Below are 25,444 nucleotides of genomic sequence, written 5' to 3' on the forward strand. Positions count from 1 at the left end.
CGTTCGCTACCTCGGCTCGCTCGAGCGAGCGAGCAGGCTGTCCAGCTCGTAGTTGACGCTTGCGCTCTCGAAGATGATGGTCGGGTCGCCCTGGAACGGGTTCTGCACGTAGCGTACCTGAGCGGTTCTATCCGCGCATACGATGACGAGCGCGAGCACGTAGTCGTCCCCTTTGTTGAGCGCCGTGATGATCTCGTTCTTGGAGACCGTCACGGTGGACGCCCCCTCGACGCGGCCTTTGACCTCGATGAAGCGCAGCCGGCCGGTGTCGGGTTCGCGCGACTTCACGTCGAAGCCTGGATTGCCGTGCGGCTGTTCCTCGGGGATGCGCCCGAGCTCGCGCTCGGCGGCCAGCACGGCGTCGACCGCGATGCGCTCGACTTCCGCACGCGTCATGCCGAAGACGGCCGGGTCGGGCTCCTCGGCGCTCGCCTCGCCGCGCAGCGTCGCAAGCAGGCCTCGCGGCACCACCAGCGCCCCGCCGTGCACGACGGGCGGCGCAGAGGCGAGCTCGCGCTCCTGCTCGAGCTCCTCCATACGCCTCTTCAGGCGCGCCTGGAGCTCTTCGCACCGTGCGCGTGCTTTGCCTGAATTCACGCCGCCGCGGCTCTTCTTGCCTGCAAGCTCCATCTCCTTCAGCTCGACTGCGCGACTGTCCCAGTACATGATCTCGGCAACGAGCCGTTCTCGAACGGCCTGCATCGTCCGCTCGACACGTTCGACGGTGCGCTCGCGCACCTCGGCCATGTGCTGCGGCGCTAGGTGTTCGATCGCCCAGTCCATCGCACGCTTCTCGACGCCGCGCGTGAACGGGCTCCGCTCGACGAGCGGCCGCACGAGCCGGCGCTCCTCGTCGTCCGCCGGCCGGTAGTCGAGGTGCGGCGCGTACCCAGCGTCACGCGCTTCACCGTCGGCGCCGATCTCCACGAAGTGGAGCCTCCGAGACACGAGCCTCGGCTCGCCGCTTGGAGTCTGGCGCGCGTCGTGCACGCTGTGCTCGAGGGTCACCAGGAGTCGCAGCTCCTCGCCCGGGTCGCTCTCGTCGACGAGCACCGCGCCTTGCTTGAGCGCTGAGCGCGTCTGCTGCATGATGAGGTCGCTCACGGCTTCGAGCAGCGGGTGGCCTGGCGCGATCAACTCAGCCGGCGGTTTGCCAGGCACGGCGACGAGGTCCTTGTCGAACGTGACGCGCTCGTATCGGGCGAGGATCGGCGTGCGCGTGCCGATGAGGCGGTCGCGCTCACGCACGGCCTGGGGGACGCGCTTGATCTCGAAGCGGCCCGTCTCGCGGTGCACGATGCGCCCGCCGAGATGCTCGAACGCGGCCTTGAAGTACGAGGCCACGAAGTGAGGCTGCAGCTTGCGCGCCTCCGCCAGCTCCATCTGCTCGCGCACGCGGTACACGTCCTCCACGGTCATCACGTCCGATGCGAGGGCGCGCTCGTGCACGATATCCCGCACCTTCTCCGGGAGCTCCTCGTCGATGACCTGTTCGAGCCGGGCGCGCACCTCCGGCTGCTCGCCGTAGCGGATGGCCTCGACGATGAGTTCGCGCAACGGCTTTTCCACGAACACCTCGCCGAGCACGTCGTACACCTGGCCTTCGAGCTCCGCTCGCATCCGTTCGAGCTTCTCGAACAAGCGCTGGAACACCAGGCCCTCACGGGTGCCCTTGGCGACGAGGTTCCACATGTGGCAGACCTCGGTCTGGCCGATGCGATGCACGCGGCCGAAGCGCTGTTCGATGCGGTTGGGATTCCACGGCAGGTCGTAGTTGACGAGCAGGTGCGCTCGCTGCAGGTTGATGCCCTCGCCGGCCGCGTCGGTGGCGACGAGCACGCACACGTTCTTGTCCTGCGTGAAGCGCTCCTGGACGTGGCGACGCTGCTCGCGCGCGAGCCCGCCGTGGATGGTCACCACCGCTTCAGGGCGGCCGAGCAGGGTCTGGATGCGGTCCGCAAGGTACTCGAGCGTGTCCTTGTGCTCGGTGAAGACGATGAGCTTGCGGCGGCTGCCGTCCGGCCAGAACATGGCCTCGTCGGCAGTCAGAAGCTCGGAGAAGCGCTGCCACTTCGTGTCTGTGCCGCTGCGGCGCACATCGCGAGCGAGCGCCTCGAGACGCTTCAGGCTCTCGATCTCGGCTTTGAGCTCCTCGACCGTCTGCGCCGCGGTGACCTCGTCGACGACGACCTCTTCCAGCCGCTCGAATTCGGCGTCGGTGAGCTCCTCGTCGATGTCGGCCCAGTCCTCCTCGGAGAGCTCGTAGGCCGTCTTGGTGAGGTCGAATGATTCCAGCGCGATTGCGCGCTTTCTGATCTCGGCTTCTGCGAGGTGCTCCTCGAGCCGCTTTCGGCGTCGCTCCAACGAGCGGAGGATGGCCTCAGGCGAGGAAGCCAGCCGCCGCTGCAAGGTGGTGAGCGCGAAGCCGACGACGTTGCCGCGCCTGGAATCTCCACTCTCCTTCAGGCGATCGGCGCGGCTCATCTCCGTGCGCACGTATGTGGTGACCGCCTCGTACAGCCGCGCTTCGCCATCCGAGAGCTCGTACTGGACGGTGTACGCGCGCCTCTCAGGGAACAGCGGCCGGCCATCGAACGTGAGCAGGTTCTCCTTGAGAAGGCGACGCATCATGTCCGAGACGTCGGTCTTCGTGTCGCCGCGGGGCTTGCCGGCGAAGCGATCGCCGTCCAGCAACGCCATGAACAGCTGGAAGTCCGCGTCGGACCCCGCGTGCGGCGTGGCGGTCATCAGCAGCAGGTGGCGCGTTATCTGCCCGAGCTTCTGCCCGAGCCGGTAGCGCTTGGTGCGCGTGATCTCGTCGCCTCTGTAGTGCGCGGACATCTTGTGCGCCTCGTCGACCACCACGAGGTCCCACTCGGTGGCTTCGAGCTTGGCTTGCAGGTCCTCGTTGCGAGCAAGGTGGTCGAGCCGGGCGATCACGTGGTCCCATTCGGCGAACGGGTTCCCGGTGCGCGAGTTCTCGATCATCTCACGGCCTACGATGTCGAACGCGAGGTCGAACTTGTCCGAGAGCTCGTCTTGCCACTGCTCGACGAGGCTGCCCGGCGCGACGATCAGACACCGCTTGAGGTCGCCGCGGATGATGAGCTCGCGGATGAGCAGGCCTGCCATGATGGTCTTGCCAGCGCCCGGGTCATCAGCCAGCAGGAAGCGGAGCGGCTGCCGAGGCAGCATCGTGCCGTAGACCGCCTCGATCTGGTGCGGAAGCGGCTCGATTCGCGATGCGTGCACGGCGACCATCGGATCGAAGAGGTACGCCAGCCGGATGCGCATCGCCTCAAGCCCAAGGCGGAACAGCCCGCCGTCGGCATCGAACGAGAACGGCGGGCTCTCGCCGTCCACCGACAGACGCGCTTCGTCGTCGCGGTACAAGACCTGCTGCCTCACCGACCCATCAGACAGCCGATACGTCAGCGTCAGCGCGCTCGTGCCGTGCCAGTCGGCGTGGACGACAGTGACAGCAGACCCCGGCAGCAGGCCGCTCACCAGGGTCCCCGGCGTGAGATCTTCCAGACGAGCCCCCAAGTGTCCTCCTCCAGAGCGCTCGTTCCGCCGACCCGCACACATTGTATGCGACGGGTGCGACACGAATCGGGACCGCTCCGCGCAACCTGCGAGCCCGGCTCCGGCGGGTTCCAGTACCCGTAGCCAGCGGCGGGAGCCGCGCTCGCGCTGCACCGCGGCGTGCGGCGCCCTACTCCGTCTCGAAGCCGCTCGCGGCCGCGCCCCGCCGGTCGTCCTAAGCGCCGAACTGCCGCTCGCACTCGTCGACGTAGGCGCGCAGCACCGGCGGCAGCGCGTCTTTCGGGCCCGGGTCGGGCGGCGGCGCGAGGCTGTAGGTGTCGACGAACAGCACGCTCTCGTCGCGCAGCGCTCCTTGGGCCGCATCCGCCGCCATCGCCGCGAACGCCTTGCCGGTGTAGGTCGTCTCGAGCTTGAGGCCGTGGCGGCCGCCCACGCGCACCGCCTCCAGCGTCTCGGGCGTGACGACGCCGTAGCCCGGCTCGAACCACTCCTCGCGCAGCACGAGCGCGAGGTCCTCGAACCGCAGCCCCGAGAAGCTCCTATCGAAGCGGGCGAAAAGCTCGATGGCCTCGCCGGCGAGCCGGCGGGCCGCCTGCAGGTTCGCGATCTCAGCGGGGGTGACGCGCACCGCCGTGACGCGCGTCGGCCAGCCGAGCGCCGCGAAGCCGATGGCAAGCCCGAGCGCGGTGCCAAGCGTCCCGCCCGCGACGTAGACGACGGTCGGCTTCGGCGCGAGGCCCGCTTCTACCTGCTCGGCCACCTCGAACGCCGCCTCCACGTAGCCGGCGATGCCGCGCGCGTTGGTGCCGCCCATCGGGACGACGAGCGGCTCGACGCCGTCGCGCTCCGCCAGCATCGCGGCCACCCGCGCGCCTTCCGTCTCGCCCTCCCAGCTCTCCACCGGGTGCAGCTGCGTCCCGAGGCCGGCGTGCGCCAAGAGCGTCGCGCGCGCGAACGGGCCCGGCGCCTGCGGCGAGAGCACCGCGTGCGGCTCCAGGCCGAGCGCTCGCGCGTGGACGGCCGTGGCGAGCGCGTGGTTCGAGCCGTACGCCCCGAAGGTCACCACGGCCGTGCGCCCCTCGGCGATCGCTTGCCCGAGCAGGAACTCCAGCTTGCGGACCTTGTTGCCGCCGTACACCGCGCTCGTGAGGTCGTCCCGCTTCACCGCCAGGCTGCCGATGCCGAGTTCGCGCGCGAGGTCCGGCCGCATCTCGAGCGGCGTCGGAAGCGACGCGAGCGAGACCCTCGCAAGCCCTGTCCTACCCACGCCGGCCTGCTCCATCCAACAGCACCCCTGTCACGATTGCCGCCACCTTCGGTTCCACGTGCGATGCGACCAGCGCGTACAGGTCGCCGTGACGCTCCGGCATCTGGTGCCAGAACCGCGCTGCCACGTGCTTGAGCGCGGGCGTGAGCCGCTCGAGGTCGCGCACGCCCACGCGCTCGCGCGCGAGCACGTCGAGTGCGGCGTCGAGCGAGTCCGCGAGCTGCATCCCCACCGCGGCGCGGCTCGCCGGCGACTCGTCGAACGCGAGCCCTCGACGCCCGAGAAGCCCCGGTCGCATCCGCCACACCCGCATCCCGGCGAGCAGGCCGACGGCCTCAGCGCCGATCCACGCCGGGCGGAACCACCACGGCCCGCCGCCTGCAAGCGCCGCGGCCGACGGCGGCCCGAGGAGCGCAACGAGCACGCACGCGCCTGCGACCGCTCCGCCAGCGGGCGTCCGCGCGAAGGACTCACGCGGCGCGATGAACGCATAGCCGACGAGGTACGCGCACGCGCCGGCGATCGCGGCGATGCCGATGAAAAGGCCGCCCATCGCGTCCTTCCCTGCGGGCCCGGCGGCTGCCCGGATTCCTTTGCAGAGGGTATCACGCGGGTGTAGAGACGGAGACCGCCGCGCTCCCCACAATCATCAGGACGACCGTGAAGCAGCGCCATGCAGACGCGCCCTCGCTTCGCGCTCGGTTCGCCTTCGTCAGCCTCTCTGGTTCGAGAGCCGGAATGCGAGCACCGCGTCGAGGATCAGCGCGACGAGCAGGACCGGTACGGACAGCACGAGGATCCCCGCGAACGTCGCCAGGTCCTCCCACCCGGAGGCGCGCCTGATGAACCCGAAGAAGACCGCCCACCCCACGTACGCAAGCACCACGGCGCCTTTCATGACGAGCGACGCGATGGCTGCGCCTTTCCGCTCTTTGCGCCGTATGGCGACGACGTCCGCGATGATGCCGACGAGCGCCAGGAGCGCGAGCGCCCAGAAGAGGTACACCCAGGTCATGGCCGCTTATCCTTTCAGTTCGCAAATCTTCTGCATACGGGCAGCGAGCAGGAACAGCACGCCGGCGATTGCCATGGGCGCTGCAAGGACGGCCATCATGATGAACCAAACGCCGGACTCCCAGCCTGCGACGATGCCCCACACCACAGTGGCGATAGAACCGGCCAGCAGCAGCACGCCAGCGAGGTTCTCGTAGAACCAGCCGATGGCAAGAGCGGCGATGGTGATCGCGAGCGGGATGGCAGCGCTGCCCGCCGCCTCGAAGACGCTCTTGTCTCGATAGCCGAGGTCCATCCCGAGCACTCCTGCCACCCAGAAAAGGCCGCCACCCGCGACGAAGATCCTCGCGAACAGCCGCTCGAAGTTCATCTCCTCGGTCTTGCAGACTTTCGCCAGCAGCTCCATGGGAAGCTCCTTCCGTCGTCCTCGGGCACGTTGTTCTATTACGTACCCCTGCGACCGGCCTGCGCGACACGTCCTGTCAGACCCAGCCTGTACACTTGGAGCAACCGATGCGAGGAGGTCCGATGCTGAGCGAAGCGCCGCTTTCCAAGAGCCGATACCTGCGGTGGCTCCAGTGTCCGCTCAGGCTCTACCTGGACGTGCACCACCGCGAGCTGGCCACGCCGCCTGCCGCATCCGTCCAGGCACGCTTCGACGTCGGCCACCGCGTCGGGGCGCTCGCGCGCGCCCGGTACCCGGGCGGCGTGCTCGTCGAGCAGGGGCCCCACCAGCACGCTGAGGCCGTGGCACGGACGGCGGATCTCATCCGCTCGGGCACGCGCGACATCTTCGAAGCGGCGTTCACGTACGACCGCGTGAAGATCAGAGCGGACGTGCTGCACGCGCTTGACGGTGGCGGCTTCGAGCTCGTCGAGGTGAAGTCGACGAGCCGCTACGACCCGGCGAAGCACCTTCCGGACGTCGGCATCCAGGCCTACGTCACACTGGGCGCCGGGCTCGATGTCCGCCGGGTGACGCTCATGCACCTCGACACCACCTACGTGTGGCCCGGAGGGCCGTACGACCCCGAGCGGATCCTCGCCGCCACGGACGTCACGGCCGAGGCGTTCGACTACGCGCGAAGCATGGCGCCGCACGTGGCTGAGATGATCGCGATCCTCGAGGCGGCCGAACCGCCCTCGGTGCAGCCGTCGGACTCGATCTGCCGCAGGCCGTACGAGTGCGAGTTCTACGCCTACTGCACGCGCGGCATCGAGCCGCCCGACGGCCTGGACGTGGAGCCGACCGTGGACGCCGCCACCGCACAGCGGCTCGAGGAGCTGCGCTTCCCGCTCCTGTTCGTCGACTTCGAGACGGTGAACCCGGCGCTGCCGCTGTTCCCGGGCACCAGCCCGTTCCAGGTGGTCAAGGTCCAGTGGTCGGTCCACCGTCTCGAAGCGGACGGCGCGCTCACCCACGACGAGTGGCTGGTTGCGAGCGCCGAGACCGACCCCCAGCCCGAGTTCCTGTCGACGCTTCTCGATGCGCTCGGGACAAGCGGCACCTTCGTGCACTACTCGCCGTACGAGCTCACGCAGCTCGTCGACCTGGCGGCGCGGCTCCCCGACATGCGAGACCAGCTCCTCGCGACCCTACCCGGACTGTACGACAAAGTCGCGCAGCGGCTTGCCGACCGCGGGGAGGAGCTCCCACCGCGTCCCGACACCGGCGGCGGGCTTGCCAGCTTCGACCTCGGCCGCGAGGCGGTCGCCCGCGGCGTGTCGCACCCGGCGCTCGCGGGCACCTGGAGCATCAAGGCCGCGTTGCCGATACTCGCGCCCTCGCTGCCGCCCTACTCGTCGCTCGCCGTCACCGATGGTGACGCGGCGATGCTCGCGACTGCGGAGATGCTCGACCCCGAAACGCCGCCCGAGCGCCGAGCCGAGCTCCGCAAGGCGCTGCTCCGCTACTGCGAGCAGGACACGCTGGCCATGGTGGAGATCTACCGGAGGATGGTCTCCCGCGCGTCATGGTAAAGTCGCTGGAAAGCCACGACGGGAAGGAGAGGCCGATGCAGCAGGTGGCGTCCTACACGACGGCCGGCGGGCAGACGAAGCACGTGATGTGGGACGAGGGCCGCTTCTCCGTCGACGGCTACGAGATCGCGCTTGGCGATGTCCTTTCGTGGGACGAGAACGGGTTGCTCACGTGAGCGTCACCTGAGACGCGGGAGTGGGCGCGCTCGCTCGCGCACCTCGTCGCGCCCGCCCCTGCTCTTGCCCGAGACGAGCCTGCAGCCACCGAAGGTGCCGCGCACGCGAGCGGCCGTGATGCGCTCATCGCAGACGTCCGGGCCGCCCTCTTTGAGCGGACGGGGTACTCCGTCGCGACCGGCACGCGCGCAGATCTCGAGATCGGAAGCGAGGTGGCCAGTGCGAACTGGGGCACCGGCGCGAAGAAGGTCTTATTCGAGGCGGTCTTGACCGTGCAGGAGGCCGACAAGACCGTGCGGTACTGGGAGGCGCTGAAGGAGTCGAGCAGCGGGCTCGCGTTCGGAAGCTCGTCAGTGGAGGCGTACTCCACTGTCGGCTGGAAGCGCTCGGGAGCGAAGAAGGAGACCGTGCTCGGACCCGAGGGCGTGGCCGTGGACTACGCGTGGGACTACGCGAAGACCCGCGAGCTCGTGGAGCAGGTCTGCGCCCGCCACGGCTACAAGCTCAAGGTGGTCCTGCTCAAGTCCAAGGCGCTCCGATGAGCGCACTGTGCTCGCCTGAATGATGCCGGAGCCGCACGTCTGCTGACACGCCAGCCAGAGGCGATTACGAGCGCAGCGCAGCGAACCTCCGCGCTGCATCAGTAGAAGAGAGGGCCGGGAAGACCCGGCCCTCTCTCGTTGCGCTGAGCGCAGCCCGGATGGCCGCTAGTCAGACACGTACTGCTTCCACAAATCTCTGAACTGTCCGTACGTGGATGCACTGATCGCACCGGGGCCGCCGAGCACGTAGCAGCCGATACCCTGCGTGCCATCGTAGGGTTCGCCGATCCCGCCCGCTGCGTCGAAGTACGTCTCGACCCACGGCGAGAGCGAGTCTTTCGGGGTCAAGAGCACGGGCGCTCCGGTCCACCAGCCGATCGAGGCCGCCACGAGAGCGTCCGGCGGGTTCTCGCCGCTGGCCAGCGTCGCGAGGTACGGATTCATCCCGAAGTTGTCCACGCCGTACTCAGCGAGCTTCTCCGCGGTCTCGTACCGGTTCGCACCGGCGACACGCTCGACGTTGTATCCGAGGTCCGTGAGGTCGGCCTCCACACCGGCGCTGATGACGCCCTCGCCGCCGACGATGACGACGTCTGTGACGCTGTTGTCCTCAAGCCACTGCAGCGTCTCTGCAGGCACGGTGGTCGCCTTGCTCATCAGCACCGGCGCCCCATCCCACGGTGCGACAGTCGATGCCGCGAGCGCGTCCGGCCACGCAGTCCCGTTCACGAGGAACGCTGTGTTGTTGAACGACGCTTCAGACACCGTTTCGTCAGCGATCGCGACCGCCGTGCGGTACCTGTCGGCTCCGGCAAGCCGTTCGACTTCTGTCACGTACTTAAGACCCGCGATCTCGTCCTCGACGGCCTTGCTGACTGCGCCCGTCCCTCCGAGGATGTAGACCTTCACGTCGTCGTAGTCCCAGTACAAGGACTCCGAAAGCCGGCTGATCTCGTTGCGCGTGACGCTCGGGAGCGAATCCGGCCTCGTGAGCAGCAGCACGCCGTCCATCTGTGCCGCGAACGCGCCGCCGGCAAGGGCGTCAGCCGGATTCAGGCCGTTCGCTACGACGATCGCGCCCGGCCCATGACCGGGGCCGTACCCGGGTTGGTCGTGTTGTCCCACTGGAGCTTGGACGCAGCGACTGCCGTCGCGAACCGGTCCGCGCCGTAAATCCGCCGGGCGTCACCGACCGTGATGTGGAGCTTGTACGAGTACGGGTAGTAGCTCGTGTCGATGGGCTCTGCCGCCAGGTAGTAGGTGCCCGGTGCCGGCGCCACGTAGTACAGGCACGACGAGTAGGTGTCGCTCCAGTAATCGTGGTCGTCATCGGAGGCGAGCTCATTGCCGTCAGCATCGTACAGATACAGGTACGAATCGTAGTACCCTGCGACGTACTCGGTCTCGGCCCAGATCGGGGTGCCTGTCTCGGCGACAGAGATCGCCACGTAGTCAGCCGGATCCTCGATCGTCGAACCTGAGCCGTGCACTGTCCGCATGCTCGTCCACGAGTTGCCGTCCGTCGCCGGGTTGTACACGTGCGCTGTGGCGGTCGTGTCGTCCGGCTCGTAAGCGTCCGGAGCGAACACCGCCGTCGTCGGCGCGAGGCCCTTTGCCGGCGCGTGCTTCGCAGCCGTCGCTGCGACGCTCATGCTCGGCGCCGCAAGCGCCGCCATAAGCGCGATGGCCGCGACGAGCGCGGCCGACTTCCGCCATGAACCTGCCATACGCAACACCCTCCCTTTTCTCCCGGGCAGGCGATCCCGGAGGACCCCCACTCCATGCCTGTCAGGTCGGCTGATGCGCCGACCCCTTTGAGTGTTGCTGCCCTAAGGCTCCCGGTTTCAGACAGTCTCGCGCGGTTTCTTGCGCACCTTTTCGACGTACGGCGAGGTGAACAATGCGAGCATCGCAGCGTAGCCGGGACGGAAGCGGAGCGCGTCTCCGACGCGTGGCGGCACGCGCATCTCCTCGGCGTCGCACACGAGGTGGTCGCTCGACGCCCCGAGGACCTCCACGCCCTCGTCCAAGGGCGTGAGCCCTTCTGGGACGACATCTTGCCGGCCGATGGCACAGATCGCACGCAGCCGCTCACCGCGGTCCGAGAACGCGGGGGTGTGTCCGAACGCGTCTTGGGCGATGCGGCCCTGCGGGAGGCTCGGCTTGCGCGCGACCTCGATGACGGGCACCTCCAGCGTGATCGCGTCGGTGCGCAAGCCAAGGACGGGCGTGCGCGTGACGGTGCTGACGCCGAGGATGATGCTTTCCCCGATACGGAGGTTGTCGACGCGGTCCGGCAGCTCGCCTGCGATGAGCGCGTCGAGCGACGAGGACATCCCGCCGCTCACCATGAGACGGCGCCCGAGCATCTGCTCCGTCTCGCGCACGAGCTCGACCAGGCGGCCCAGGTTGTCGGAGTCCGGCACCACGCCGCCGAAGCAGGTGAGGCTCGTGCCGATTCCGACGACGTCGACCGCCTCGAGCGAACGTGCCGCCTCGACGAACGCAGGCAGCGCGCCCGGCATCATGCCTTCCCGCAAGTCGCCGAGGTCGACCATCGCCACGACCGCGTGCCGGCGGCTCGCTCGCCGTGCCGCGGCGTCGAGCGCCGCGAGCGTGGCTACCTCCGATTCCAAGGAGACGTCCGCCAGCCGGACGACCTCGTCAGCGGCGGCGGGCACCGCCGAGCGCAGCAGCCACAGCGGCGCGCGAACGCCTGCTTCCCGCAACCGTTCGAGGTTCTCCAGCCGCGAGTCGCCGATCGCCGTGCAGCCGCCGTCGAGCATGGCGCGAGCGACGTCTGGGTCTCCGCAGGTGACCTTCGTGACACCCACCACCTGCCGTCCACCGAGCGCCGCCACGACGCGTTCGGCGTTCGCGCGGATCGCGTCCAGGTCGACCGTCACCGTGGCTCGCCCAACCATGCGCTCCTCCCACCTCTCGTCGCCCGTCGCGACCTAGTGTACGCCGTTCATTGGCCGCAAGCAGCCGTTCGTCGCCACGCGAGGCGGTGCCGCTACGCCGAGAGCCCCGTGCTCGCGAGCATGAGCGCGACGACCGCCTCGGGGTCGAACGCCGCGAGCAGCGCGCCGCAACAGGCGAAGACGTAGTCGCGATCGAGCGCCACCCGCGCGTCGGCAGGCGGCAGCAGCCGCTCGTCGCCCTCGCGCGCGAGCCCGCCCCGGAGCGCGTCCTCGCCTCCAGGCAGCCGCACGAGCCCGCCGCCGGTGCCGATGACGAGCCTGCACGCCGAAAGGTCCCTGCCGCGCACCACCGTCTGGCGCCCGCGCGGCGTGTAGAGGTGCGCGAGCCGCCCTGCGTGCCGCTCCAGGGCCGTGCGCGCCGCGACGCGTGCGAGCGCGGCCGCAGCCGCGATTTCGGCTCCGCTTCCCGGAATCGGGGGCGGAAGCGGATCCGGGCGCTCGGCCTCGGGCAACAGCGACGCGGTGGTGCGCGCGCTCACGTACGTGCCGAGATCGCCCTCGACGGTGCGCTTCGCACGCGGCTGCGGCTCGGTGGCGCGCTGTGCGAGCTCTGGGCTTCCGGCCGTCACGGAGTGCACGTCGGTCGTCGCGCCGCCGACGTCGACCACCACGAGATCCCCCACGGCTTCCGCCAGCGCCTCAGCGGCCAGCAGGACCGCGCCCGGCGTCGGCAGGATACGGCCGCGCACGAATTCGGCGACGCGCTCCATGCCCGGTGCGCGCGTGATGTGCTCCTCGAACGCGTCGTGGATGATGTGGCGAGCGGGCTCGACGGCGAGCTCGTCCACCGCCGGGTAGACGTTCGGCGTGACGTACACGCGGAACCCGGCGCCTTCGAGCGCAGCGCGCGCCTCGTCGGCGACGGCAGAGTTCCCGCCGAAGATCACCGCCGGGCGTACGGGGAGCGCGGCGAGCGCCCGCGCGTTCGCGAGCACCGTCTCGGTGTCGCCGCCCTCGACGCCGCCGGCCAAGAAGATGAGTGCGGGCCGCGCTTCGTGGATCGCGCGCACGTCGCGCTCGCGCAAGACGCCCGCCGTCGTGAGCGTGACGACGGCGCCGGCCCCGAGGGCCGCCTCGCGCGCCGCACGAGCCGTCATGCGCTCCGTAAGCCCGTGCACCGTCATACGCAGCCCGCCCGCAGCAGACGAGGTAGCGAGCGTGACGCCCGGTTCGAGCGGGCCCGTCTGCGCCTCCAGCGCCGCGCGCGCCTGGACGAGCCCGACGCCGACGTCGCCTGCCGCCACGCTGGTGGGCGCCATTCCTTGCGCGAGCAGCGTCGGCTCGGTTTCCGGGAAGCCCGAAAGGCCATCGAACGCCGAGACCACCGTGGTGGTCGAGCCGATCTCGGCGACCAGCGCGTCTATGCGGCGTGCGCTCACAGTGGTCCCCCTTCGCGTGCTTGCATGCAGCGTATCACGCGAGAAGCGTGCCGGCCGAGCCGAGCACCGGGCACGCTTTCAGCATCGCCTCGTCCCACTCGGCCGGAGGATCGCTGTCGATCGTGATGCCGCACCCGGTCCCCCACGTCGCGTGGCCGTCTCGCGTGATCTCCAAGGTGCGGATGAGCACCGACGAGTCGATCTCGCCGGGACGCGCCACCACGAGCGAGCCGCAGTAAGCACCGCGCGTCGAGCGCTCCAGCTCGCTGATGACGCGCATCGCGGCGCGTTTCGGCGCGCCCGTCACCGACCCGCACGGGAACGCCGCCTCGAGCACGGCTGCGACCGGTACGTCCGCACAGAGCAGCCCGCGCACGCACGAGACCATCTGCCAGCAGTACGGCGTGGGAACGACCGAGCGCAGCGAACGAACCACGACCGAGCCGGGCAGCGCGACCCTGCCGATGTCGTTGCGCTCCAGATCGACGATCATGGTGTGCTCGGCGCGCTCCTTCTCACAGGCGACCAGATCCGCCGCAAGCGCACGGTCCTCCGACGCCGTGCGGCCGCGCGGCCTGGTGCCCTTTATCGGCCACACCTCCACCGAGACACCTTCCAGCTCGTCTCGCAACCGCACGAACCGCTCGGGAGATACAGACGCGAGCATCCGGCCGTCTGGGAGCACGACGAAGGCCGACATCGCGCCTGCTCCGCGTGCCAGCAGCGTCGAGAACGCAATCGCGGAATCGTGCGCAAGGCGACCGGTGATTCTGCGCGTCAGGTTCGCGACGTACACGTCGCCTCCCCTTATGCGCTCGTGCAGAGCGTCGACAGCGGCCATGTACTCCTCGCGGCCCATGTCAGTGTACGGCTCCGCAAGAAGCGGAAGGTCCGCGGGCAGCGGCGTGGGCCACGCCACATCGGCTGCCGGCACGACGTGCTCGAACAGCGCAACTTCGGGCGTCCCGTCGTACGGGAGGACTGCGACCGCGAGCGCGCTGCCGCAGCCGCGGAACACTCGCTCGAGCAGCTCGGCCGCTTCGCGCAGCCCGCACGCGGGACGGTGCTCGACAGGCGATGCTGCAACGAGAGCGGTGCCGCCGAACCAGCCCTCGGCGCCTGCTGGCGCCAGCACCACGCCGCCTGCAGTCAGGATGTCTTGCAGCACTCAGCAGCCCTCCCGTCCGGGTTGAGCCGCTGGGTGCCTGCCGGCTGTCATGCGGCGCCTGTACGATAGCGCACCGGGCGGGTGGGAGCGAGCCTCCACGGCCGCTGTCGTGGCGGCATACTCGGAACACGGGGCGCATCTGACCGCCATCGCGCGAAGCCTCTGCGGCACGGGCACGTAGCAGCGCGCGCCCCGCGGACGCATCCTAGCGTTTCCGCGTGAGCAGCGTGCGGCCGAGACCCGCGAGCGTGCCCGCGAGCCCGCGTCCGTCGCCGTGTACGCGCCAAGCGGCATGACGCCACCGCCCAGGATCTTGGCGGTGGCCATGATGTCCGGCGCAGCACCGTCGTGCTCAGCTGCGAACAGAGCACCCGTTCGAGCGCAGCGACGTCACCGAACGGCACTGCATGGCAGTCAGGCACGAGCGGTCGGAACGGTTCCCGGCACTTCTCGCGCCCGGTGACCGAGGGCGCCCCGAAGGACTTCCCGTGGAACGAGTTCTCGGCGTAGACGAAGTCCGTGCGACCGGTGCTGATGCGGGCGAGGTTGAGGGCACCGTAGCCGCCCAGGAAGTCGAGGTACTCGACGCCCCGGTCGTCCGTCACCGTGACGCCGCTCGCCGCCACGAAACGCCGGTCGAACCCGATGATGCCGAGCAACGTGCACAGGCTCGGGTTCACGAACTGCTTGTAGAGCGAGACCGCCTCGGCGCGCTCGAGGCGGAGCGCATGGGTGATGTGCTCTTCGAAGGCGTCGTGGATGACGTGGCGTGCCGGAACGATGTCGAGCTCGTCCACGGCGGGGTAGACGTTGCGCGTGACCCGCACCCTGAAGCCTACCGCTTCGAGCAGTCCGCGTGCCTCTTCGGCGACGGCCGAGTTGCCCGCGTGCACCACGACCGGCCGAGAAGCGAGTCCCGCCAGCTGCTCGGCTTTGAAGAGCACCACGTCGGCGTCGCCGCCCTCGACGCCGCCCGCCAGGAGCACGAGGTTGGGGCGCACGGCGTCGATCTCACGCAGGTCCGCGAACGCCGAGAGGACGGTGGTGGTCGAGCCGATCTCGGCCACGAGAGCGTCGATCGGCGCGGCGTTGGCCGTGAAAGACTCCTTCCGTCAGGCGGCCCGTGGCACCTCCCCCAAGGATGCGACTCCCGTGCAGCGGTGTGTCCACCCGAACACGCACGCATTAAGCGCGCGCCCGGGGCACCAATCGGCTAGACTTGCCGTACCGGCCGAACAGGGAGGACCGATGCGTACACGTACGATCGTTTCCGCTGCGCTCGCAGTGATTCTGATGCTGCTGCTTCCGGGGTGCGCGTGCGCTCCCGAAGACCCCGGGACGCCCGCCGACACGGGAGCCGAAGCCCCCGCGCCGGCCGGTGAGCCCGAGCCGGACACCGAGCCCGAACTGCCGCCGCTCGAGCATGAAGAGCAGTATCTCGCCCTGCTCGGGATCGGCCTTGAGTTCTACGACCTCACGCCCGCAGACGGAGATGTCGTGGTCCTGGAGAGCATGGAGGGGTATGGCGCGCTGCAGTGGTCGAAGGGCGACCACGTCATCACCATCACGCTCCGCGACGTTGAGAACGACTGGCGGTGGGACTACGTGGACGACACGGTGAGCGTTGAGGGCGTCACACCCGACCCCATGACCGATGCCGAGCGGGCGAGCTTCCTCGAGCTTGCCGGGCGCATGGTGGAAGCCGTGGGCGGCGACAGCGCCACCGTGGTGGAACAGTACACGTGGAAAGCCGCCGATGGCATCAAGCAGGGCAACTACCTCTTCGGTAAGCCCGGGGACGAGCGGGTCCTGCACATCGCCACCGATGGCGAGGGTCACCTCGGCTACTCGTACATGACCAACGAACTGTAGGGGCCGACCACCGGCGGAACCGGCACGGCTGCGCTAAAGCCGCACCACGAGGGGCACGTCGCCCACCGCGGTCACGCTCACCGGCACGCCGTACACGTGCGAGACGTTCTCGGACGTGATGACCTCACGCCCGCCGCACGCATGCACACGGCCGTCCGCCAGCAGGCAGAACGCGTCGGCGAAGCGGAGCGCGAGGTTGAGGTCGTGCATCACCGCGATCACCGCCACCCCCTGCGCCGAGGTCACGCGCTTCACCGTTGCGAGCACGTCGAGCTGATTGCGCAAGTCCAGGCTCGACGTGGGCTCGTCGAGCAGCAGGACGCAGGGCTCCTGGGCGAGTGCGCGAGCGATGACCGTCTTCTGCAGCTCGCCGCCGGAGAGTTCGTCGATCGGACGCATCGCAAGGTCTTCGAGTCCCAACTCGGCCAGCACGCGCTCCACCCGGAGCATCATGCCGACCGCCTCCTCGCCACCAGAAGCTACAGGAAGAGGGGTGCGCCGAGGAACGACGTGATGGCGGCCGTGGCGAACGCGGCCGCGAGCTTCTCCACCAGCGTGCGCCTTCGTGACGCACACCCACATCCTATCCAACCCCCGGAAGCGTCTCGACGTACGAACACGCCGAGCATCCTCAGCGGCCCGACACGATGGAGAAGCATGGTGGGCAGAATCCGCCCGAGAGGGTCTCAGCCTCCCACTTCGATGACGGTGCCCACGCCAACCGGGACGTAGTCGTCGCCGAACTCGAGGGCGAAGCGTGTGCGTGCCGCGTCGCCCGTACAGTGCGTGGGCGCCACCCGCACAACGCCGAGCGTGCGCAACTCCTCAACCGTGGCCGCGATCTCGTGCTCTGTGGCGTCTTTGAGGTGGAAGCCGCCCATCACGAGAGCCGGGCGATTGCCGGATGCAGCCGAGCGCACGATCCGGACGATACCGGGATGCGCGCACCCGGTGATCACCACGGGGCCCGCGGCGGATCGCACCACGAGCGCCTGCTCCACGATCGAGGTTCCCAGTTCGCCCGTGGTACCCGCGCGAAGGCCTACCTTCGTCGGTCCCGTGACTCCCACCACGGTGATCCGTGCCGCCAACCCATAGCGGAACTCATCGGCGAACGAGCGGGGAACGTACGCCACGGGCCGTGCGCCCGCATCGAGCAGCGCGTCGATCCCTCCCACGTGGCCCCAGTGCTCGTGGGAGATCACGAGCGCGTCCATGCCTGACGGATCGATGCCGAGGGCATGCATGTTGGCGATCAGCATCCCGCCATCGCTGCCCGTGTCGAACAGTATGCGGTCGTCAGCGGTCTCCACCACACACGCAAAGCCCCATGCGGTGCCGAGCCGAGGAACGGGATGCTCTCCGTCCGGTACCGGGCCGTTGTTGTCGGACACGATCGTGATCCGGATCCGACTCCCCGCCTCTGCGTGTGCCATGGACTCCCCATCCGCGATCGATCTGCCGCAATGGCGGCCGAGCGCGCATCTGCCGTGCACAGTGTGCACCGAGCGAAATCAGGCCGGGTCCCTGAAGGACCCGACCCGGTCTCCTGTCGCAGCACCGCCGAGCTATAAGGGGCGCTCTTCGCGCGGTCCCTTTAGCGCGCCTGGTAGCGTGCCGGGAGCGCGCCGACTACATCCCGCGCTCGCGCATCGCACGCACGATGAAGCTTGCGACGTCGATACCGTGCGTGCCGCGACCGAAGCCGGCGTCCATCCCGCACTCGCGCGCCATCTCGTCGGTGACCTGCGTCCCGCCGGCGATGAGCAGCAGCCGCTGGCGCACGCCCTTTTCCACGGCGAGGTCGGCGAGCTTGCGCATCATCTCGCGGTGGACGTCGGCGTGCGTGATGATCGTGGAGACGAGCACCACCTGCGCTGCGTGCTCGATGGCGGCGTCGAGCAGCTTGTCCACGGGCACGCTCGTGCCGAGGTAGGTGACCGTGAAGCCCCACTTCTCGAGCCCGCCGTGCTTGATGTCGATGATCTCACGCATACCCACCGAGTGCTCGTCGTTGCCCACGGTGGCGGCCACCGCCTTGATGCCGTGTTCGCGCACGAACTCGCGGATCTCCTCATCGCTCAAAGCGGGCACCGGCTCCGGCACCACGAGCGTCGCAGGGTCGACCGCTGCCTCGAGCCGGCCTTTGAGCTCGACGAGGGTTCCTTCCGCCGGGTGCATCACGCGGCTGTGTATGACCTCGCACTCCACGAGGTTCATCGCACGCCCGAGCTCGAGCGCCGCGGCCTTCGCGACCTGCTCGGAGGCGGGCAGGAACATCGTCACGACGACGATGCCGTCCCCCGTCCACTCGACTTCCGGCTTGATGAGGCCGCGCTCGCGGAGCTCGCGCGTGGCGGCGAGGCGCGCCGCGGCGTTGTCGTCCGGGTCGAGCTCGTCGATGTAGGGGACCTTCGTGTCGTCGCACAGCGTGCAACCGCCGACCGCGTCGCACGGTTTGACGCCCTCGGGAAGGTCGAGCAGTTCGAGGTGGTTCTCGCCGAAGTGCGCGCACACCGGCGCGAGGTAGTCCTCCGCCCGCTTCACGATCGTGCCGGCCGCCACGCCGCCGTCGCTCGCGCGCGCGATGCCGTCGTCGTTGGTCTCCGGATACTCGCCCGAATCGACGAAGTACGCCTGCTCCACCGCGGCGAAGTACCCGCCGTCGCGGAGCATCGCCTCGAGGAACAGCACCGCACGCTCCTTGAGCTCGCGAACGCGCGCCTTGAGCTCCGGCGCCTCGCGGTCGACGCGCACCATCTCGCGCAGCCCGTCCATCCCCACGAGCGCCTGCTTGGCGGTGTCCACTGCGGCGACGTTGTTGTAGTGCCACGGGACGTTGCGCCCCTCGTCCGGCGTGATCGTGGACTGGATGTCGGCCGAGGTAAGCCGCGAGATCACCATGTTGAGCACGTGCGAGACCGTCGCTTCGCGCGCGTCGGACTCCATGTAGCGGGTGTTCTGCTGAGCGCGCATCTTGAACCCGCGGAACAGGTCGCGCAGCGCGATCGCGTACGGCAGGTCCATGCGGATGCACGGAGCAGGCGGCGCGTCGGGCGGCACGGTCGAGAGCGCGATGAGCTCCCGCGGCATGCCGACCGCTTCGGAGTACGCGCAGTTGATGGCGTGCTGCACGAGCAGCTCGGGCATCACCTTCCACGCGCGCACCGCCGTTGCGTTGGCGTTGTGCGCCCCGTCGATCTGCAGCATCCCGACGTGCGCCATGACCCGCTTGGCCTCGGCCGCATCCACGAACGAGCGGTACATGTTGATGTTGCGGTACAACACGTTGTACTGCGGGTCCTGGTGCGCGCCGTTCACGCCCTCCTCAGCGAACATCACGGCGATCTCCGGCCCGGCCACGCCGCTCACGTAGCTGTGGAAGTCGATCGGGCGGCCGACCTCGTCTTCGATGAGGTCGAGCGCGCGCCGCGTGAGCCGCACCTGCTTGCGCGTCACCGCGGTCCCGCCGACTCCTTCCGGAGTACCCTCGATGAGGCCGTCCATGTGCGACTGCCCGGCCGTGCGGATCACCATGATGTGGTCGGCGCCGTGCCATGCCGCCATCCGCATGCGGCGCACGTCGTCTTCCGGCCGCCCGGAGGCGATCTCGGTGGTGATGACGCAGTCCGGCTGCGGGTCGATGCCCTCGAAGTAGCGTGCTGCCGGCAGCGGCACGCCACGCGCCAGCGGCTCCGAGGTCTCGCGGTACTCGAACTCGTACAGGCGTTGTGCGGGAAGCCGGCGGCGCCACGTCCACCCGCGACGGCGCGGCCGGTAGCGGTCGAGGCCCGCAAGCAGCGCCTCGACGTCGAGCTTGGCGTTCGGGTCGAGCGCCGGGTCGCGGAGCGGAGCGCCGAAGCGCTCGTCGTGCTGCGCGCTCATCGCGCATCCCCCCACCTCGCGACGACGATCTCCCAGCCCTCGCCGGCAGCGAGCCGACGCGCAGCCTCCGGAGCGGCGCAGCCCCACGCCCGCATGCAGACGAGCACCACGTGACCCGCGCCGTGCGGCAGCAGGCCTCGCGCTTCGCATTCAGCGACGACCGCCTTCGCGGTGATCGAGTCGACGCCCATGCGCATGAGCACGCTGCGCTCGATGGAGGGAGAGGTGTGCGTCCGGGCGAGCTCGATGAGCGGAGCGACGACCTCGCGAGCCAGGCGCCAGAAGCGCTCTTCGAGCTCCGCGTCGCTCAGGTCCGCGAGGTGCGCGCGCACTTCACGGTAGGTGTCGGGACGGACCATCGGGGGCCTCCCTTCATGCGATTCGCGTTGCGGCGTATGCGTGCGTGTATGCACACGCCCACTCCGCTGATGCAATCATACCGCGAATCGCGCTCAGGGAAGCACGCGCGGGGGGCGCCTCACGCGACGCCGGCCACGCGCCTCGCCACCTCGACGATCGCGTGCGTATCGATGCCTCCCGAACACGCAAGCTCGCCCCCCACCAGCACGAACGGGGGCTCCGCGCCGAACGCTACCATCGCATCGAGCGCCGCATGACGGTCCTCGTCGGCGAGCTCGAACAGGCCCCTCTCGTCGACTGCGGCTTCGATGCCTTCTGTTTCGAGTCGTGCTTGAATCACGCGGGCACGCCACGTGGCTGGCATGTCTCAAGTCGAGCCTTCTGGGACGACAGGAACGACCTCCGAACCGGGGTCGCACAGAAGCGAGCCACCTCAACCGCACTCGGGAGTCGTCACGATGAGCACGCGCATGGCGCTCTCTGAGACAGGTTCCGGCATCGCCGCGGCCTGCCGTATGGCGCGGACGATGACGTCGGCCGTGAGCGCCTCGACCGGCTCGCCGGCCACCTCGTAGGTACGGCAGCACGCCGGCTCGCCAACGAGGTCTGCGCACGAAGGGCAGTCGCTCACGCTCACCGCCACCTCATCAGCAAGCCACTCCTCCACCGGCCTGCCATCGATGAAGACGCTGTTGGACTCGTCGATCCGGTCAGGCGGAAGCGGCCGCTCGATCAGGCGAACGCCTATGCCCGCGCCCGCGAGCTCGCCTTCCAGTTCGCGCACGGCGCGAAGCGCGGCGTCCCACGCATCGCCGCAGCGGACGCACGTGCGCCCGTCGATGACGAGCCGTTTGACCTCGACGACGACCTCTCGTTCTGGTGAGCAGCAGCCCATGTCCCCTCCGTATCGCTTACGAGATGTACACCAGGTATGCAGCAGCGAAAAGCAGACCGGCTCCGCCGACCTTCGCAAGCGTGTCCGCTCCGCGCCCGAGACGCTTCATGACGGCCATCGAGCCTGACGCCACGCCGAGCAGCACGAGCGGCACGCCCTTCCCGAGGCCGTACACGAACAGGAGCGCTCCGCCGCGCACCGCATCACGGCCCGCCGCCGCGATCGTCGCGATGGCAGCGAGTATCGGCGTCGCGCACGGCGAGGCCACCAGCCCGAACAGCATGCCGAAGAGGAACGAACCCGCAAGACCGCGCCGTTCAGGCCGACGGACCGGCAAGAGCGCGTTCAACCGGTCGACCGGGAGCTGGACGATGCCGAGCATGTGCAGCCCGAGCACCAAGCACACCGCCGCCGCAGCGAAGTACGCCCACTGCCCGATGACGATGGCGCGGCCGAGCGCTCCGGCGACCACCCCGATCGAAGCGAACACCATGCTCATGCCGAACACGAACGCGGCGACGAGCACGAGCGCCCGGCCCGCGGCCGGTCGCGCATCGCGCTCGCCAGAGGCCACCGTACCGGTGATGTACCCGAACACGGCGGGGACCATCGGCAGGATGCAGGGCCCGAAGCCCGCCACGAGCCCGCCGACGAACGCGACCGCGAAGGCCGCCGGACCAGCCACGACGCCCGCCAGGAGCTTGTCTGCGAGCGCCTCCATCACTTCGCCTTCGCAAGCAGCGCATCGAGCCGGGCACGCATCTCGCTCTCGCTCATCGTCCCCGTGTACGAGTCGATGACCGACGTGGCGCCCGGCGACAGGAAGAACGACGTCGGGATGTACTGGAACGCGAACCGGTTCGCCAGTTGCGCGCCCGAGGAATCGTCGGTGATCGCGTTGACGAACGCGATTCGGTCTCGATACTCGGGCACGACCTTGTCCGCCACCGCCGAAATCTCGATGCACGGCTGGCACGTGAGCGAGTGGAACAGCACGAAGATCGGCTTTCCAGAAGCAATCGCTCTGTCGAAGTCCGCCACCGCGTCGTTGCGCGTCGAGGTGAGCGAAGCGCCCCCGCCGGTCGGTGCCGTCGCCGACACGCTGGTGGGCGTGCCGCCGCCCGCCAGCTTCCACACGACGAGCGCGGCGAACACGACCACGATCGCGAGCAGCACGACGCGCGTGCCGGCCGCAGAAGCCGGCGCCGCTTCCTGGCCGCCCTCAGTGTTGTCGGCCTTGGTGCTCACGACTGCGCCGCTGCGAGGATCTTGACGAGGTCGTCGACGGACGGCACCCGTCCGGCGAGCTTCACCTGCTCGTCGACGACGAGCGCCGGAGTCGTCATCACGCCGTAGGCCATGATGTCGGCGAAGTCCGTCACCTTCTCGACCTGCGCATCGATGCCGAGCCGCGCCGCGGCCTCACGCGCTGCCGCCTCCAGCCGCTGGCAGTTCATGCATCCCGATCCGAGCACTTTGATGACCATGCTTGCTCCTTCCCTACCGGCCGAATGCCGGTATCGCCCAGTTGAACAGGTATCCCGTGGCCGTGATGGTCACGAACCCGACCGCAGCGTAGATGGCGATGAGCTTCGGCTTCATGACCTTGCGCAGGATGATGAACTCCGGCAGCGAGAGCGCGGTCACGGCCATCATGAACGCGAGCACGGTGCCCATCGCGACGCCCTTCTCGGTGAGCACGCTCACCAGCGGGATCACGCCCGCGGCGTTGCTATAGAGCGGGATACCCATGGCCACCGCCACCGGCACCGCGAACGGGTTGCTCGGCCCGGCGATGTGCGCGAGCGCGTCTGCCGGGATGTAGCCGTGCATGAAGCCGCCGATCGCGATGCCGACCACGATGTACGGCCAGACCTTCTTCACGATATCGCCGACGTACCCTCGCGCGTACGCGATCCGCTCCGCCCAGGTCATCGTGGGGACCTCGGCCTCGCCCATGCGGATCTGCCGGACGTACTCCTCGATCTCGTCCTCCAGACCGAGCCGCCCCATGACGATACCGCCGACGATCGCCACCGAGAGGCCGGAAGCGAGGTAGAGCGCTGCGATCTTCCAACCGAACATCCCGAACAGCAAGATGAGCGCGACTTCGTTCACCATCGGGCTCGCGATGAGGAACGAGAACGTCACGCCGAGCGGCACCCCGGACTCGACGAATCCGATGAAGAGCGGAACGGCCGAGCACGAGCAGAACGGCGTCACGACGCCCAAGAGCGCTGCAAGCACGTTGCCGACGTACTCGCGCGAGTGCGAGAGGTACTTGCGCGTCTTCTCCGGCGGGAAGAACGAGCGGATGATCGCCACTACAAAGACGATGACGGAAAGCAGGATGAGGATCTTCGGCACGTCGAACAGGAAGAACGAGAGCGCAGAGCCGAGACGGCTGTCCTTCGCAAGACCGAGAAGATCGAACGTTATCCAGTCCGCAAGCCACTGAAGCGGAGCGAAGACGTCCATACCTCACCTTTCCTATCGTGACCAGAAGAGGTCAGCTCACAGGTCCGCGATGGCGCGGGCGACCTGCTCAAGACGCGTCCGGTCGAGCGAGTAGTACACCCACGTGCCGTCCTTGCGAGCGCGCACCAGGCCCGCCTCGCGAAGCAGCGCCATGTGGTGCGAGACGGTCGACGCCGCCAGTCCGAGCCGCTCGGAGATCTTGCAGGCGCACACCTCGTCGATCGCGCAGCAGGCCGTGCCAGCAACGCGCGACTCTGCAAGGATGCGCACGATCTCGCGGCGCTGCGCCGACGCGAGCGCCTTGAGCGCGGCGTCGAGCTCGGCTTCGGTGAGTGCGTGCAACACGGCCATCGGTGACTCCTTAGTTCGATGATTGTCGAAGTATATCCGCCCGGCGTCCGTGGCGCAAGCCCCGATCTCGACGCTGTTGACTGCAACCGCTGCGCCCTGTATCGTTCATCGGCGATTACCGATTGTCTGTCACGACAGGAGCCCCGTGGACGACGCACGCATCGCGAAGCTCGCCAAGGCGCTTGCGCATCCGGCGCGCGTGCGCATCGTGCGCCTCTTGGCATCGCACCCCGAGTGCGCCGGCAAGGAGGTCTTCGCCGAGCTCCCCCTCGCGCAGTCCACGGTGTCGCAGCACCTCGCAGTCTTGAAGGACGCTGGCGTGGTGACGGACCACGCCGTCGGCGCGTCGCGCGTCTACTGCCTGGACGCGAGCGCGCTCAGCGAGCTCGCGCGCGCGATCGGCGACGTCGCGGACCGATCAGCGGCTTGCGTGCAGTCTTCTGACCGACCGAAAGGATGATCCGCATGCCCGGAACCACGAAGCAGCTCTCGTTCCTCGACCGGTACCTCACGCTTTGGATCTTCCTCGCGATGGCAGCGGGCGTCGCGCTCGGCGCGCTCGTGCCGTCGATGCCGCAGTTCATCGACACGCTGTCGGTCGGCACCACGAACATCCCGATCGCCATCGGCCTCATCCTGATGATGTATCCGCCCTTGGCGAAGGTGAAGTACGAGGAGCTGCCCGACGTCTTCCGCAACAAGAAAGTGATGGGAATCTCGCTTGCGCTCAACTGGATCGTCGGTCCGCTCATCATGTTCGCGCTCGCGACGACGCTTCTGCGCGACCGTCCGGAGTACATGGTCGGCCTCATCCTCATCGGCCTGGCGCGCTGCATCGCCATGGTGCTCGTGTGGAACGACCTCGCACACGGAGACGCCGAGTATGGGGCCGGCCTGGTGGCGCTCAACGCCATCTTCCAGGTGCTCTTCTACGCTCCGATGGCGTGGCTGTTCATCACGGTGCTGCCGCCGGTCGTGGGCCTCGAGGGCATGGCGGTGCACATCTCACCGTGGGAGATCGCCAAGAGCGTGCTCGTCTACCTCGGCATCCCGTTCGTCGCCGGCGCGCTCACCCGGTTCGTTCTCGTGCGGTCGAAGGGCGCTTCGTGGTACGAGCGCGAGTTCGTGCCGAGGATATCCCCGATCACGCTCGTCGCGCTCCTGTTCACCATCGTCATGATGTTCTCGCTGAAAGGCGAGCTCATCGTCGACATCCCGTTCGACGTCGTGCGCATCGCAATCCCGCTCGTCGCCTACTTCGTGCTCATGTTCTTCTCGGCGTTCTGGCTCAGCCATCGCCTCGGGGCGGACTATCCGAAGGCAACGTCGGTGTCGTTCACGGCAGCGGGCAACAACTTCGAGCTCGCCATCGCGGTGGCCGTCGCGACGTTCGGGCTGAACTCCGGACAGGCCTTCGCCGCGGTCGTCGGGCCGCTGGTGGAGGTGCCGGTGCTGATCACGCTGGTGAACGCAGCGTTCGCGCTCCGTCGCAGGTGGTGGCCCGAAGCGCTGGATGCCGAGCCGTCCGTGACGACGGCGTAGCCGC

The 25,444-nt window shown here is 68.8% G+C and carries 28 protein-coding genes and 1 pseudogene; 6 read left to right on the forward strand and 23 right to left on the reverse strand.

Annotation, left to right across the window (positions count from 1 at the left end; all coding sequences use genetic code 11):
* Positions 1-6 precede the first annotated feature (6 nt).
* The 5 genes from MX659_RS00530 to MX659_RS00550 form a co-directional block, all read right to left on the reverse strand.
* A complete protein-coding gene (locus MX659_RS00530) occupies positions 7-3,546 on the reverse strand; it encodes a helicase-related protein (RefSeq protein ID WP_267191539.1) in 3,540 nt (1,179 codons plus the stop codon).
* Positions 3,547-3,760: 214 nt separating this feature from the next.
* Positions 3,761-4,813, reverse strand: coding sequence for a 1-aminocyclopropane-1-carboxylate deaminase/D-cysteine desulfhydrase (locus MX659_RS00535; protein ID WP_267191540.1), 1,053 nt, complete (start codon positions 4,811-4,813; stop codon positions 3,761-3,763).
* On the reverse strand, positions 4,806-5,366 hold the full coding sequence (locus MX659_RS00540; RefSeq protein ID WP_267191541.1) for a hypothetical protein: 561 nt from the start codon (positions 5,364-5,366) through the stop codon (positions 4,806-4,808). The genes MX659_RS00535 and MX659_RS00540 overlap by 8 nt, the downstream gene beginning before the upstream one ends.
* Before the next feature lie 159 nt (positions 5,367-5,525).
* Positions 5,526-5,828, reverse strand: a complete 303-nt coding sequence (locus MX659_RS00545) for a hypothetical protein (protein WP_267191542.1) — start codon at positions 5,826-5,828, stop codon at positions 5,526-5,528.
* Between the two features lie 6 nt (positions 5,829-5,834).
* Entirely contained in the window at positions 5,835-6,233 is a 399-nt protein-coding gene (locus tag MX659_RS00550) for a DUF7670 domain-containing protein (protein ID WP_267191543.1), read from the reverse strand.
* Positions 6,234-6,355: 122 nt separating this feature from the next.
* On the opposite strand from MX659_RS00550, the gene MX659_RS00555 reads away from it, so the two are divergent.
* The 3 genes from MX659_RS00555 to MX659_RS00565 all read left to right on the forward strand — a co-directional run bounded on the left by MX659_RS00555 (position 6,356) and on the right by MX659_RS00565 (position 8,526).
* A complete protein-coding gene (locus MX659_RS00555; RefSeq protein ID WP_267191544.1) occupies positions 6,356-7,807 on the forward strand; it encodes a DUF2779 domain-containing protein in 1,452 nt (483 codons plus the stop codon).
* A 35-nt stretch (positions 7,808-7,842) separates the two neighbouring features.
* Positions 7,843-7,983, forward strand: a complete 141-nt coding sequence (locus tag MX659_RS00560) for a hypothetical protein (protein WP_267191545.1) — start codon at positions 7,843-7,845, stop codon at positions 7,981-7,983.
* A gap of 213 nt (positions 7,984-8,196) precedes the next feature.
* Positions 8,197-8,526: a hypothetical protein gene (locus tag MX659_RS00565; RefSeq protein WP_267191546.1), complete on the forward strand. Its 330-nt coding sequence runs from the start codon at positions 8,197-8,199 to the stop codon at positions 8,524-8,526.
* 165 nt (positions 8,527-8,691) lie between these two features.
* On the opposite strand, the gene MX659_RS00570 is transcribed toward MX659_RS00565, so the two are convergent.
* The 7 genes and pseudogenes from MX659_RS00570 to MX659_RS09130 form a co-directional block, all read right to left on the reverse strand.
* Positions 8,692-9,651, reverse strand: a complete 960-nt coding sequence (locus MX659_RS00570) for a cell wall-binding repeat-containing protein (RefSeq protein WP_267191547.1) — start codon at positions 9,649-9,651, stop codon at positions 8,692-8,694.
* Complete coding sequence (locus MX659_RS00575; protein ID WP_267191548.1) at positions 9,591-10,253, reverse strand: pre-peptidase C-terminal domain-containing protein; 663 nt, start codon at positions 10,251-10,253, stop codon at positions 9,591-9,593. Before MX659_RS00575 ends, MX659_RS00570 begins: the two co-directional genes overlap by 61 nt.
* A gap of 117 nt (positions 10,254-10,370) precedes the next feature.
* The gene (locus MX659_RS00580; protein WP_267191549.1) at positions 10,371-11,450 is read right to left on the reverse strand and encodes an alanine/ornithine racemase family PLP-dependent enzyme; all 1,080 of its coding nucleotides are present in this window, start codon (positions 11,448-11,450) and stop codon (positions 10,371-10,373) included.
* A gap of 92 nt (positions 11,451-11,542) precedes the next feature.
* On the reverse strand, positions 11,543-12,889 hold the full coding sequence (locus tag MX659_RS00585) for a glutamate mutase L (protein ID WP_267191550.1): 1,347 nt from the start codon (positions 12,887-12,889) through the stop codon (positions 11,543-11,545).
* Between the two features lie 34 nt (positions 12,890-12,923).
* Positions 12,924-14,057 (reverse strand): chorismate-binding protein, encoded by a 1,134-nt coding sequence (locus tag MX659_RS00590; protein ID WP_267191551.1) that lies wholly within the window; start codon positions 14,055-14,057, stop codon positions 12,924-12,926.
* Positions 14,058-14,384, reverse strand: a complete 327-nt coding sequence (locus tag MX659_RS09125) for a hypothetical protein (RefSeq protein WP_407674461.1) — start codon at positions 14,382-14,384, stop codon at positions 14,058-14,060.
* 431 nt (positions 14,385-14,815) lie between these two features.
* A pseudogene (locus MX659_RS09130) lies at positions 14,816-15,124 on the reverse strand (glutamate mutase L); the annotation flags it as partial.
* A gap of 181 nt (positions 15,125-15,305) precedes the next feature.
* Between MX659_RS09130 and MX659_RS00605 the strand changes: the two are divergent.
* Complete coding sequence (locus MX659_RS00605; protein ID WP_267191552.1) at positions 15,306-15,929, forward strand: hypothetical protein; 624 nt, start codon at positions 15,306-15,308, stop codon at positions 15,927-15,929.
* Between the two features lie 33 nt (positions 15,930-15,962).
* On the opposite strand, the gene MX659_RS00610 is transcribed toward MX659_RS00605, so the two are convergent.
* From MX659_RS00610 to MX659_RS00660, 11 genes are all read right to left on the reverse strand, one after another.
* Positions 15,963-16,382 carry an ABC transporter ATP-binding protein gene (locus MX659_RS00610; protein WP_323745436.1) on the reverse strand — a complete coding sequence of 140 codons (420 nt, stop codon included), beginning with the start codon at positions 16,380-16,382 and terminating at the stop codon, positions 15,963-15,965.
* A 233-nt stretch (positions 16,383-16,615) separates the two neighbouring features.
* Positions 16,616-17,365, reverse strand: a complete 750-nt coding sequence (locus MX659_RS00615) for an MBL fold metallo-hydrolase (RefSeq protein WP_267191553.1) — start codon at positions 17,363-17,365, stop codon at positions 16,616-16,618.
* Positions 17,366-17,561: 196 nt separating this feature from the next.
* On the reverse strand, positions 17,562-19,814 hold the full coding sequence (gene oraE / locus MX659_RS00620; protein WP_267191554.1) for a D-ornithine 4,5-aminomutase subunit OraE: 2,253 nt from the start codon (positions 19,812-19,814) through the stop codon (positions 17,562-17,564).
* A complete protein-coding gene (gene oraS / locus MX659_RS00625; protein ID WP_267191555.1) occupies positions 19,811-20,173 on the reverse strand; it encodes a D-ornithine 4,5-aminomutase subunit OraS in 363 nt (120 codons plus the stop codon). The genes oraE and oraS overlap by 4 nt, the downstream gene beginning before the upstream one ends.
* Before the next feature lie 119 nt (positions 20,174-20,292).
* Positions 20,293-20,514 carry a hypothetical protein gene (locus MX659_RS00630; RefSeq protein ID WP_267191556.1) on the reverse strand — a complete coding sequence of 74 codons (222 nt, stop codon included), beginning with the start codon at positions 20,512-20,514 and terminating at the stop codon, positions 20,293-20,295.
* 93 nt (positions 20,515-20,607) lie between these two features.
* Complete coding sequence (locus MX659_RS00635) at positions 20,608-21,069, reverse strand: DUF2703 domain-containing protein (protein WP_267191557.1); 462 nt, start codon at positions 21,067-21,069, stop codon at positions 20,608-20,610.
* A gap of 16 nt (positions 21,070-21,085) precedes the next feature.
* On the reverse strand, positions 21,086-21,790 hold the full coding sequence (locus MX659_RS00640) for a cytochrome c biogenesis CcdA family protein (RefSeq protein WP_267191558.1): 705 nt from the start codon (positions 21,788-21,790) through the stop codon (positions 21,086-21,088).
* Positions 21,790-22,317: a thioredoxin family protein gene (locus tag MX659_RS00645; protein WP_267191559.1), complete on the reverse strand. Its 528-nt coding sequence runs from the start codon at positions 22,315-22,317 to the stop codon at positions 21,790-21,792. The genes MX659_RS00640 and MX659_RS00645 overlap by 1 nt, the downstream gene beginning before the upstream one ends.
* Complete coding sequence (locus MX659_RS00650) at positions 22,314-22,556, reverse strand: thioredoxin family protein (RefSeq protein WP_267191560.1); 243 nt, start codon at positions 22,554-22,556, stop codon at positions 22,314-22,316. Before MX659_RS00650 ends, MX659_RS00645 begins: the two co-directional genes overlap by 4 nt.
* Positions 22,557-22,569: 13 nt before the next feature.
* Positions 22,570-23,547 (reverse strand): permease, encoded by a 978-nt coding sequence (locus tag MX659_RS00655; protein WP_267191561.1) that lies wholly within the window; start codon positions 23,545-23,547, stop codon positions 22,570-22,572.
* Positions 23,548-23,583: 36 nt separating this feature from the next.
* Positions 23,584-23,898, reverse strand: coding sequence for an ArsR/SmtB family transcription factor (locus MX659_RS00660; RefSeq protein ID WP_267191562.1), 315 nt, complete (start codon positions 23,896-23,898; stop codon positions 23,584-23,586).
* Between the two features lie 145 nt (positions 23,899-24,043).
* Here MX659_RS00660 and MX659_RS00665 point away from each other — a divergent pair, with 145 nt between their 5' ends.
* Positions 24,044-24,358: an ArsR/SmtB family transcription factor gene (locus tag MX659_RS00665; protein WP_267191563.1), complete on the forward strand. Its 315-nt coding sequence runs from the start codon at positions 24,044-24,046 to the stop codon at positions 24,356-24,358.
* Between the two features lie 5 nt (positions 24,359-24,363).
* The gene (arsB, locus tag MX659_RS00670) at positions 24,364-25,440 is read left to right on the forward strand and encodes an ACR3 family arsenite efflux transporter (RefSeq protein WP_323745437.1); all 1,077 of its coding nucleotides are present in this window, start codon (positions 24,364-24,366) and stop codon (positions 25,438-25,440) included.
* Positions 25,441-25,444 lie beyond the last annotated feature (4 nt).

Source organism: Parvivirga hydrogeniphila (assembly GCF_023371205.1).
GTDB classification, from domain to species: Bacteria; Actinomycetota; Coriobacteriia; order Anaerosomatales; family Anaerosomataceae; genus Parvivirga; species Parvivirga hydrogeniphila.

Bases quoted from the DNA above. Each gene is read 5' to 3' on its own strand.
- MX659_RS00540 (WP_267191541.1), bottom strand. From the start codon at position 5,366: ATGGGCGGCCTTTTCATCGGCATCGCCGCGATCGCCGGCGCGTGCGCG.
- MX659_RS00545 (WP_267191542.1), bottom strand. From the start codon at position 5,828: ATGACCTGGGTGTACCTCTTCTGGGCGCTCGCGCTCCTGGCGCTCGTC.
- MX659_RS00550 (WP_267191543.1), bottom strand. From the start codon at position 6,233: ATGGAGCTGCTGGCGAAAGTCTGCAAGACCGAGGAGATGAACTTCGAG.
- MX659_RS00555 (WP_267191544.1), top strand. From the start codon at position 6,356: ATGCTGAGCGAAGCGCCGCTTTCCAAGAGCCGATACCTGCGGTGGCTC.
- MX659_RS00560 (WP_267191545.1), top strand. From the start codon at position 7,843: ATGCAGCAGGTGGCGTCCTACACGACGGCCGGCGGGCAGACGAAGCAC.
- MX659_RS00575 (WP_267191548.1), bottom strand. From the start codon at position 10,253: ATGGCAGGTTCATGGCGGAAGTCGGCCGCGCTCGTCGCGGCCATCGCG.
- MX659_RS00580 (WP_267191549.1), bottom strand. From the start codon at position 11,450: ATGGTTGGGCGAGCCACGGTGACGGTCGACCTGGACGCGATCCGCGCG.
- MX659_RS09125 (WP_407674461.1), bottom strand. From the start codon at position 14,384: ATGGCCACCGCCAAGATCCTGGGCGGTGGCGTCATGCCGCTTGGCGCG.
- MX659_RS00605 (WP_267191552.1), top strand. From the start codon at position 15,306: ATGCGTACACGTACGATCGTTTCCGCTGCGCTCGCAGTGATTCTGATG.
- MX659_RS00610 (WP_323745436.1), bottom strand. From the start codon at position 16,382: ATGATGCTCCGGGTGGAGCGCGTGCTGGCCGAGTTGGGACTCGAAGAC.
- MX659_RS00615 (WP_267191553.1), bottom strand. From the start codon at position 17,365: ATGGCACACGCAGAGGCGGGGAGTCGGATCCGGATCACGATCGTGTCC.
- oraE (WP_267191554.1), bottom strand. From the start codon at position 19,814: ATGAGCGCGCAGCACGACGAGCGCTTCGGCGCTCCGCTCCGCGACCCG.
- oraS (WP_267191555.1), bottom strand. From the start codon at position 20,173: ATGGTCCGTCCCGACACCTACCGTGAAGTGCGCGCGCACCTCGCGGAC.
- MX659_RS00635 (WP_267191557.1), bottom strand. From the start codon at position 21,069: ATGGGCTGCTGCTCACCAGAACGAGAGGTCGTCGTCGAGGTCAAACGG.
- MX659_RS00640 (WP_267191558.1), bottom strand. From the start codon at position 21,790: ATGGAGGCGCTCGCAGACAAGCTCCTGGCGGGCGTCGTGGCTGGTCCG.
- MX659_RS00650 (WP_267191560.1), bottom strand. From the start codon at position 22,556: ATGGTCATCAAAGTGCTCGGATCGGGATGCATGAACTGCCAGCGGCTG.
- MX659_RS00655 (WP_267191561.1), bottom strand. From the start codon at position 23,547: ATGGACGTCTTCGCTCCGCTTCAGTGGCTTGCGGACTGGATAACGTTC.
- MX659_RS00660 (WP_267191562.1), bottom strand. From the start codon at position 23,898: ATGGCCGTGTTGCACGCACTCACCGAAGCCGAGCTCGACGCCGCGCTC.
- arsB (WP_323745437.1), top strand. From the start codon at position 24,364: ATGCCCGGAACCACGAAGCAGCTCTCGTTCCTCGACCGGTACCTCACG.